Raw genomic sequence first — 10,428 nt, 5'->3', positions numbered from 1 at the left:
ATATATTACTGCTGAAATACTATGAATTTGCTAGTATATACTATATAAAGTATCCCCATTATGCTTTCAAGATTCTCTCTATTAATGAAAAGTAATATACAATAGAATCTTTATCATTTACCTACATATAACTATTTAAAATAGGATGGGTTTTATTAGTCAAATGGGAGTTTAAATTTGGAATGGAGTATGCAATTAATGAGACAACGAAGTTTGAAAAAATCCATTTTAGGTGTATTAGTAAGTATAATTGTTATATTACTAATCAGTAATGTTACGATTATGTACAGCAATTCAAAGGCTTCAATTGTTGGAACATTTCAAAAGCAAGGAGAGAATGATGCAGAAAGAATAGCTTCTGAAATAAACGTAGATGATTACGAGAGATTCTTAGAAAACCCAACCGATAATGAAGTATATCAAGAGCTTGTCGAAGAATTAAATGCTGTAAGAAAACATACTGGCTCACTTTATGTTTATACGTTAGCCGAAGATAACGGAAAGCTGAAAGTGATGGTTGACGGTAGTGATCAGCCAGACCCAATTGGTTCAATATCAACAGGTTCAAAATATGAGGTTGTTGAACCGGCTTTTAAAGGAAAGTTACATAGTAGTGATATTATACATGATGAAAAGTTTGGTGAATATTTCACATCGTATGCACCAATCAAAAGTGAAAATGGGGAAGTAATTGGGGTATTAGCGATCGATGTCGATGCGAACGTACTTCTGGAGGCTCAGAAAAAAGTAGTAAGAAATGAACTGCCTACTTTTATTATCATAACTACCGTTTTGTCTATTATCCTTTTATCCGCTGTTTATCTATATCTTAGAAAGAAAATGAATCCACTTGATCACTTAATGAAAGTAACACAGGCTATTACAAAAGGTGATTTAGTAGAAGCTAAAAGAATAATTAATGAGCGAGAAATTGAAGCAAATAATGAAATAGGTAGTTTATATAATTCCATTAAGAAAATGACAGAAACAATGGAGTTATTATTAGGAAAAATGCGTGCTAATTCGCTTTCTCTTAGTGAAAAGGGCGAATATTTAAGAGCATCATCACATGAAGTTAATGAAAGCGCGCAGCTAGTATCCGTAACAATGGAAGAAATGGCAACAGCTGCGGAAACTGAAGCACAACTTGCAACTAGGTTGAATGAAGATATGATAGAGTTTTCTAACTTATATGAACAAACAACTATTCAAGGTAGCGCTATTGTGGAAGCAACTGGCCAGCTGATGCAAGAAGCAACTGCCGGTACGCAATTAATGAATGATTCTAAAGATAAGATGGAGGAAATCTATCAAATTATTACAAATTCTGTTGAACAAGTAAAAGTACTAAGTGAAGAAAACCAAAAAATCTCTTCACTTGTATCCTTAATTAGTAGTATTGCAGATCAAACGAATCTTTTATCTTTAAACGCATCTATTGAAGCGGCAAGAGCGGGAGAACATGGAAAAGGATTTGCTGTCGTTGCTGGAGAAGTAGGGAAATTATCTAAAGATGTATCTCATTCGGTTGACGATATTAATTCTATAGTCAATCAAGTAGTGTCTAATTCTTTAAAAATGGTTGAAATATTAGAGCAAGGTCTCGACAAAGTAGGTAATGGGAGAACAAATCTTATTCAAACAGGGGATACGTTTAATACGATTTCTTCCTTATTAGCATTAATGAATGAATTAGCAATCGATATGCGTGACCAACTTACTCTAGTTACAAAGAAAGAAGTCGTAATTAATGGAGCGATTGAAGAAGTATCCGCTATTTCAGAGGAAAATGCAGCTAGTGTTGAAGAAGTATCTGCTTCTGGTCAAGAAATAACTGCGTCTTTACAATCTTTAAATCATCTTGTACAGGATTTAACAGATACATCACAAGAGTTGCGTGAAATTAGCAGTCAATTTAAAGTTGAAGAAATAAAGATGGAGAAAGAATAACGGTAAAAAGCTCACTTTTCTACCAGAAAAGTGAGCTTTTTTATACTAATATTGACAAGAGTATAGTTATATGAGATAAATAAGAAAACGTTTGCAATTTAATAAATGGATTGTTACTGTTAAGCAGGCAAAACCTAAGTTTGTGATTTGAATGGCTATTTGCTATTCTTGTGAGCAAATTTAGGTTTTTTTATATTAATTTACCAAATATTTCAATTAAGGATGAGGGTAAATGGAGATTAAGAAGATTTTAAATAATAATGTTGTTGTAACAAATAATGAATTGGATCAAGAGATCGTGGTCATGGGGAGGGGGTTGGCATTTCAGAAAAAGGTTGGAGAAGATATCGATTCTTCTAAAATAGAGAAGACCTTTGTGCTTGAAAACCATGGTATTTCCGAAAAACTAGCTAATTTATTGAAGGATACTTCTGAAGTATACTTGAATATTTCTTCAAAAATTTTGGACTTTGCGCAATCTCAACTTCCATATAAATTGAATGAATATTTATATGTTGCCTTAACCGACCATATAAGTTTCGCCATTAGTAGGCACAAACAAGGTATTCATTTGAAAAATCCATTGATATGGGAGATTAGAAAATATTATAAACAGGAATACCAAATTGCTTTAAAGGCTTTAGACATCATTGAAGCTAATACAGAAGTCAGGCTTGAAGAGGATGAAGTGGCATCGATTGCTTTGCATTTAGTGAACAGTCAGTTATCTGGGGAAAATATGGCTGAGGCAGTTCAAGTAACGGAAATCGTAAATAACATTTTGAACATTACAAAGTATCATTTTCAAATGGAGTTGGATGAGAATTCAGTTAATTATGGCCGATTTCTAACACATCTTCGTTTCTTTGCAATTCGTTTTGTTAGAAAAGAGAAAGAAGCTGAAAGTGATGATATCTTTTTATATGAACAAGTTAAACAGCAATACCCAGCAGCATTTGAATGTAGTCAAAAAATTAAAACTTATTTAAAGAATACTTATAATTGGGTCATTTCAAATGATGAAATTGTCTATTTGACATTGCACGTTCATCGTACTACGAATCGCCATGAATTAAATCGTGACCGTAGGTAAGGGGGGGATCTGAAAAGGTAAAAATAGATGTGAAATTGACTTTCATCATGTTCCGATTAAATTGTTTTTGTCATTATTGTGAAATATTATAAAAATGGTATGAAAGCGTTGACATTGTAAAAAAGACATGTTAATTTGTAAGTATAAATTAAATATCCTTCGAAGGAATGTTACCAATATTGGGCATAACCTGAACCGATTTGAAAACACTATTTTTGTGTATTCAGCATCGGCTCAGGTTTTTTATTTGTAATAAAACATTACAGAAAGTAGGATCAATTATGAAGTACGAACAATTGGCAAAAGACATTATTAAAAATGTAGGTGGCAAAGAAAACATTAATAGTGTTGTCCATTGTATCACTCGTTTGCGCTTTAATTTAAAAGATGAAGGTAAGGCGAAGACAGATGTTTTGAAAAATATGGATGGTGTAGTAACCGTCATGATCAGTGGTGGCCAATATCAAGTGGTCATAGGAAACCATGTGCCTGATGTATATAAAGATGTTGTAGAAATAGGTGGTTTGCAAACACAAGCACCTGTGGAAGTTGAAAATAAAAAAAGTAAAGGCTTATTTAATAGTTTTATAGATATTATTTCTAGTATTTTCACGCCAATCCTAGGTGTATTAGCGGCAACAGGGATGATTAAAGGATTTAACGCATTGTTTGTATCCTTAGGTTTGATTGAAAGTACTTCGGGAACGTATCAAATATTAAATGCAGTTGGCGATTCTTTGTTTTATTTCTTCCCAATCTTTCTTGGATATACAGCAAGTAAGAAGTTCGGTGGAAATACTTTTATAGGAATGGCAATAGGAGGATCACTAGTTTATCCAGGATTATTGGGCTTAACAGCTGGTGAACCGCTGTATACATTATTTGCAGGAACGATGTTTGAGTCACCCGTTCATATTACGTTTTTAGGAATTCCGGTTATTTTAATGAATTATGCATCATCTGTTATTCCAATTATTATAGCAACTTATTTCGGATCAAAAGTAGAGAAGTGGTTTAAGAAAGTAATTCCAGATGTCGTGAAAACATTCTTAGTACCTTTCCTTACATTACTTGTAGTTGTACCGATTACATTTCTTGTTATTGGTCCAATTGCAACATGGGCGGGTCAGCTACTAGGACAAGCAACTATTTGGATTTATGAACTAAGCCCATTAGTGGCAGGAGCCTTCATAGGTGGTTTATGGCAAGTGTTCGTAATATTCGGTCTACATTGGGGGCTTGTTCCTGTTGGAATTAACAATCTTACTACAATGGGTGCCGATCCAGTTTTAGCTTTAATGTTCGCAGCTTCATTTGCACAAATCGGAGCTGTGTTAGCGATATGGTTTAAAACGAAACAACAAAAGTTAAAAACACTGAGCATTCCGGCATTTATTTCGGGTATTTTCGGTGTAACAGAACCAGCAATATATGGTGTTACACTACCATTGAAAAAGCCGTTCATAATGAGCTGTATTGCAGGAGCTGTTGGGGGGTCAATTCTCGGAATAGCGGGTACGAAAGCCTACATGGTTGGGGGATTAGGAATCTTCGGTATTCCAAGTTTTATCCATCCAAAAGAAGGCATTACCATGGGGTTCTGGGGTGCGATTATCGCGATTATCGTTGCTTTTGTACTAGGATTTATTCTTACTTATTTGTTTGGATTAGGTAAAGAAAAAGAAAAGTCAGCTTCAACTAAAGATGATAGCCATGGGGAATCTGGAACTAAAGGTAAAGATGATGTTATTGCTAGTCCGTTTAATGGTGAAGTAAAGGATTTATCTAGTCTAAAAGATGCAGCATTTGCGTCGGGGGCACTTGGACAAGGCATTGCGATTGAACCTTCAGAAGGTAAATTATTCTCACCAGCGTCCGGAACAGTTTCTGTACTATTTCCGACTAACCATGCGATTGGAATTACAACTGATGAAGGAACAGAACTTTTGATTCATATTGGAATGGATACTGTACAACTGAATGGAAAATATTTTACAGCTCATATCGCACAAGGTGCTCGTATCGAAAAAGGCCAGCTACTTATCGAATTTGATATAGCAGCCATTAAGGAAGAAGGATACGTAGTTACAACACCAGTAGTTTTACCTAATTCTACAGACTATAATTTGGCAGTCAATGAAGTTAAGCAAATTAAAGCTGGTGACAAGTTATTCGAACTTAAAGTTAATTAAGTTTCAATATAAAGAAGGGAACCAGTTTCGAAATTGCGACTAGCGTTTTCCCTTCTCACTTAATATCACGTAAAGGAGTTTTAATATGACGAATTACGTATTTCCAAAAGGATTTTTATGGGGTGGAGCAATCGCCGCAAATCAAGCTGAAGGTGCATATTTAGAAGATGGTAAAGGACTAACTATTGTTGATCTACTACCAACTGGTGTAAAACGTTGGGAAGTTATGACTGGAAAAATTGATTCGTTTTTACCTGTAGAAGGCGAATTCTACCCTTCGCATGAAGGAATTGATTTCTATCATCGCTATAAAGAAGATATTGCACTTTTTGCAGAGATGGGATTTAAAGCGTTACGTGTTTCCATTGCGTGGTCTCGTATTTTCCCGAACGGTGATGATGAGATGCCAAACAAAGCAGGTTTACAGTTTTATGATGATTTATTTGATGAACTATTAAAACATAATATTGAACCTGTTGTTACAATTGCTCATTTTGATGTACCTGTACACTTGGTGGAAACGTATGGAAGTTGGAGAAATAGAAAGCTCGTTCATTTTTTCGAAACGTACTCCAAAACTATTTTTAATAGATATAAAGATAAAGTGAAGTATTGGATGACATTTAATGAAATTAATATGCTACTGCATTTACCGTTTGTAGGCGCTGGTCTTGTTTTTAAAGATGGAGAGAATAAAAAACAAATTCAATATCAAGCGGCTCATCATCAACTTGTTGCAAGTGCCCTTGCTGTTAAAGCTTGTCACGAAATTATACCTGATGCGAAAATTGGTTGTATGCTAGCTGCAGGGTCAATGTATCCGTACACTTGTAATCCTGAAGATATATACAACGCTATGGAAAAAGACCGTGAATCTTTTTTCTTCATTGATGTGCAGTCGAGAGGTGAATACCCTGGATATGCAAAACGATTCTTCAAAGATCACAATCTGACCATAAAAATGGAAAAAGATGATGAAGAGCTTTTGAAAAATCATACGGTGGATTATATCGGGTTCAGTTATTACTCAAGTAGAGCAACAAGTAAGGATCCTGAAGTATTAAAAAATATGACAAGCGGGAATGTGTTTGATTCAATTGATAATCCATATCTAGAAAAGTCAGAATGGGGTTGGACGATCGATCCGAAAGGTTTCCGTATTACGGCAAATCAGTTACATGATCGTTATCAAAAGCCTTTGTTTGTAGTTGAAAATGGTTTAGGTGCTGTTGATGAAGTAACTTCAGATGGTGCAATCATTGATGACTATCGCATTGATTATCTAAAAAAACATATTGCAGAAATGGCTGAAGCCATCCAGGATGGTGTAGAGATTATTGGCTATACAAGCTGGGGTCCCATTGATATTGTAAGTGCCTCAACGGGTGAAATGAAAAAACGTTATGGTTATATTTATGTCGACAAAGATAACGAAGGTAATGGAACACTAAAGAGAATTAAAAAGAATAGCTTTTATTGGTATAAGAATGTGATTGAATCAAACGGAGCAAACCTTGATTAATGATATAAGATTAGTAGTTTCCGAAAAAGCAGGTTTGTTATGGTTTGAATTTTATTAATAAATACAATTAAGGAGTTTTAATGATGGTAGAAAAAACATTTACAGTAATTGATTCAGCAGGGATTCACGCACGGCCTGCTACAACTTTAGTCCAAGTTGCAAGCAAATTCGATTCTGATATAAAGCTGGAATACAACGGAAAATCGGTGAATTTAAAGTCAATCATGGGGGTCATGTCCCTAGGGATTGGAGAAGGTGCTCAGATTAAAATCATCGCAGAAGGACATGACGAAAAAGAAGGATTAAGCTCATTACAAGAAGCTTTAAGCAAAAATGGATTAGCAAAGTAATAAAATTAGCCTTGATAGAAGAGTTAATTACTCAAGACTATAAAAAATGGAGGAATAGACAATGACACAAAATGAAAAAAGATTTCCAGAAAGTTTTTTATGGGGAGGCGCTACGGCTGCTAACCAAATGGAGGGTGGATTTCATGAAGGCAACAAAGGATTAAACATTGCGGATGTTCTTCCAGGAGGGAAAGAACGTCTTAAGGTATTACAAGATCATGGATTTAGCTTTGAAATCGATAAAGAAAAATACAGCTATCCTAATCATGAGGGCATAGATTTCTATCATCGTTATAAAGAAGATATTGCCTTGTTTGCAGAAATGGGCTTTAAGTCATTCCGTATGTCCATTGCATGGACAAGAATTTTTCCTAATGGGGATGAACTAGAGCCAAATGAGGCAGGATTGGCTTTTTATGATCGAGTATTTGATGAATTGCTGAAGTATGGAATTGAACCAGTTGTCACAATTTCTCATTATGAAATGCCAGTAAATCTTGTTAAGGAATATGGTGGCTGGAGAAATCGCGAAGTCGTTACTTTCTTTGAAAGATATGTTCATGCAATTTTCAATTGCTATAAAAATAAAGTGAAATATTGGATGACGTTTAATGAAATCAATAGTGGATTAGTTATGCCAATTATGGGACTTGGCTTTTCGATTAGCAAAGAAGAAGATAAGTATCAGCCGACTTTCCAAGCATTTCACCATCAATTTGTCGCTAGCAGCATTGCTGTAAAGGCGTGTCATGAGATTATTCCAGATTCCAAGATTGGCTGTATGATTTTATACGCACCTGTATATTCAAGTGACTGCAATCCAGAAAATCAATTGTATGCACTACAAGAGGAACGCTTCTTTAATTATTTCTGTGCTGATGTTCAAGTACGAGGAGAATACCCGACATTCATCAACCATTTTTTTAAGAAGCATGGTATTGAATTGGAAATTCAAGAAGGCGATTTAGAATTAATAAGAGAGCATACTGTAGACTATATCGGTTTAAGTTATTACATGTCGCGTACAGAGAAGAAAGAGAAATCTGAACAGGAAAAAGCACAAGGCAATATACTATCAGGTATTAAAAATCCTTTCCTTAAAGCAAGTGACTGGGGATGGGAAATCGATCCTATTGGATTAAGAATTTCTTTAAATAAGTTGTATGATCGATATGAAGTACCGCTTTTTGTAGTTGAAAATGGCTTAGGGGCATATGACAAAGTAGAGGAAGATGGCACAATCAATGATCATTATCGTATTGATTATATGAGAGAACATATTTTGGCAATGCGTGATGCAATAAATGAAGATGGTGTTGAAATGATTGGCTATACTAGTTGGGGCTGTATTGATTTAGTAAGTGCTTCAACCGGAGAAATGTCTAAGCGTTATGGCTTCATCTACGTCGACAAGCATGACGATGGATCCGGAACAATGGAGCGTAAAAAGAAGGAGTCTTTCTTCTGGTACAAAGATATTATTGAATCTAACGGAGAAAAGCTATAAAAATATATCATAAGCAATATATTCTAAAGAGAGGATGTTTCGTTCGGTATACGAGCGAACATCTTCTTTTTTATAATTAACAATTTTTTGATTTTTGATATAATTATTTTTAGTGAAATGTATTTTTAAAGGAGATAAAAAAGTGGAAATTCCTAAGAAGGTTCATGAGGTATTAGATACATATTTTGATTTAGTTGAGTCGAAACTTCCTGTTTTACTTGAAGCATATTATCTTTATGGCTCGGTTTCATTAGGAGAATTTAAGGAAGGGTTTAGCGATATTGATTTCATTGCCTTAACGAAGCGAGAGGTGAATGAATCAGAGGGAAATACTTTGAAAGAAATACATCGAGATATGAAAAGCAAGTATCCTAACGTATCACTTGATGGAATGTATGTAGCGTCCTTAAATAAAAATGAAAATTCAGGTATGTACTTTAATGATGGAACTTTTCAAGGTTTTAAGAAGTTTGATAGAAACTCAATAGATGCTTATCAGTTAAAAAAGTATGGAATAACTATTAAAGGTCAAAGAGAGAGTGTTGACTATACGGTAAACTGGGATGTTCTAATCAATCATTTGAAACAAAATCTTAATACATATTGGCTTGATTGGGTAAATGATTGTAAGAGGTTTCCGTCCATCAAATATATCGGCTTATTTGTAAGTTTAGATATGATTGAATGGGGTGTATTGGGAGTTTCTCGTCTGTATTACACATTCAAAGAACAGGATATTACATCAAAAGTAGGGGCAGGAGAATATGCATTGAAGAGTGTTCCACAGAAATGGCATAAGATTATTAATGAGTCTATGAGATTGCGAAAAGGGATCAAGAAATCTTATTACAAATCTGTATTTGAGAGACGCAAAGATGCATTAGAATATATGAACTATATAATTCAAGAAAGCAATAAGCTTTTTTAACGATTAAGTCTTTTTTCATAACTAAATAGAGTAAGGTAGTGATGATGTTGAAGCATTCACAGAAAGAAAAAATTAAAGCTTTACAGCATAAAATTCATAACCGTTTTAATCAAGAGGTATTACATATCTTAAATGGACAGATGATGTATGAAGATTTATATACTCATCAATTAATGGATTATGGTGATTATATACCATTTAATGAAGCAATGTGTTCGAATGAAACATGTTATCCAGTTTTTGATGACGCATTTAAACAGCTAAGAGCTTCAGGGCATGATGTATCTTTAAAGGAATATGAGAGCATTACAATTACGCCACTCAAACCACTGTTCGAAAATAAATATAAATGTATCGTTTTATGGTTTGGTCATGATATGTTTTGTCAGATGAATATGCTAACCGTGCTAACTTTTCTAGAACAAGTGGGATATAAAGGGGAATTAATTTTTCATAAAGTTCAAGAGAGGACATACGAGGTGGAGGAGTCAGAAATACTTCCGCTAAATTATAAAGATCTTTACCAACAAGTATTGATTCACCACCGGCTCCCTGAAGTTAGATTAACATCTGCCTTGAATAACGGAGTAGAATTATACCTAGAGTATGTAAAAGATGAGAATGAAATCATAGCTTATATTAAAAAATATATAGATTTATCTCAGGACGAATTATTGTGCCGACTATTTAATATGTTCCCTCAATATGGCTTGGGGGATATACAGTATTTACAAATAATAAAAACCATTGCTAAAGCTTAAGGCTCTGTCTAGGGTTTTTATTTTGAAACTACTTCTATAAGGTAATTTGGATATTTATGTTAATTTAAAATTGAGAATAATTAAATTTTTTATTGGGGGATTATTTATGTCGAATGGATTTATAA

Annotated in this window: 8 protein-coding genes; all 8 read left to right on the top strand. The window is 34.2% G+C overall.

The features are described from left to right. The first annotated feature begins 189 nt into the window (after positions 1-189). The 8 genes from V7014_RS24570 (at position 190) to V7014_RS24535 (ending at position 10,303) form a co-directional block, all read left to right on the top strand. Entirely contained in the window at positions 190-1,950 is a 1,761-nt protein-coding gene (locus tag V7014_RS24570; RefSeq protein WP_438824975.1) for a methyl-accepting chemotaxis protein, read from the top strand. Positions 1,951-2,182: 232 nt separating this feature from the next. After that, positions 2,183-3,043: a BglG family transcription antiterminator LicT gene (gene licT, locus V7014_RS24565; RefSeq protein WP_335511302.1), complete on the top strand. Its 861-nt coding sequence runs from the start codon at positions 2,183-2,185 to the stop codon at positions 3,041-3,043. Positions 3,044-3,324: 281 nt separating this feature from the next. Next, positions 3,325-5,235, top strand: coding sequence for a beta-glucoside-specific PTS transporter subunit IIABC (locus V7014_RS24560; RefSeq protein ID WP_335511300.1), 1,911 nt, complete (start codon positions 3,325-3,327; stop codon positions 5,233-5,235). A gap of 85 nt (positions 5,236-5,320) precedes the next feature. After that, positions 5,321-6,757: a 6-phospho-beta-glucosidase gene (locus tag V7014_RS24555; protein WP_335511298.1), complete on the top strand. Its 1,437-nt coding sequence runs from the start codon at positions 5,321-5,323 to the stop codon at positions 6,755-6,757. A gap of 83 nt (positions 6,758-6,840) precedes the next feature. After that, the gene (locus V7014_RS24550; protein WP_335511297.1) at positions 6,841-7,107 is read left to right on the top strand and encodes a phosphocarrier protein HPr; all 267 of its coding nucleotides are present in this window, start codon (positions 6,841-6,843) and stop codon (positions 7,105-7,107) included. A 61-nt stretch (positions 7,108-7,168) separates the two neighbouring features. Further along, positions 7,169-8,614: a glycoside hydrolase family 1 protein gene (locus V7014_RS24545; protein ID WP_335511295.1), complete on the top strand. Its 1,446-nt coding sequence runs from the start codon at positions 7,169-7,171 to the stop codon at positions 8,612-8,614. A gap of 142 nt (positions 8,615-8,756) precedes the next feature. Continuing rightward, a complete protein-coding gene (locus tag V7014_RS24540; protein WP_335511294.1) occupies positions 8,757-9,542 on the top strand; it encodes an aminoglycoside adenylyltransferase domain-containing protein in 786 nt (261 codons plus the stop codon). Between the two features lie 44 nt (positions 9,543-9,586). Continuing rightward, positions 9,587-10,303: an AraC family transcriptional regulator gene (locus V7014_RS24535; RefSeq protein WP_335511292.1), complete on the top strand. Its 717-nt coding sequence runs from the start codon at positions 9,587-9,589 to the stop codon at positions 10,301-10,303. Positions 10,304-10,428: the final 125 nt, after the last annotated feature.

Source organism: Bacillus sp. JJ722, from assembly GCF_036963345.1.
Classification (GTDB): domain Bacteria; phylum Bacillota; class Bacilli; order Bacillales; family DSM-1321; genus Bacillus_AD.
This window is presented reverse-complemented; position numbering and strand designations above follow the sequence as displayed.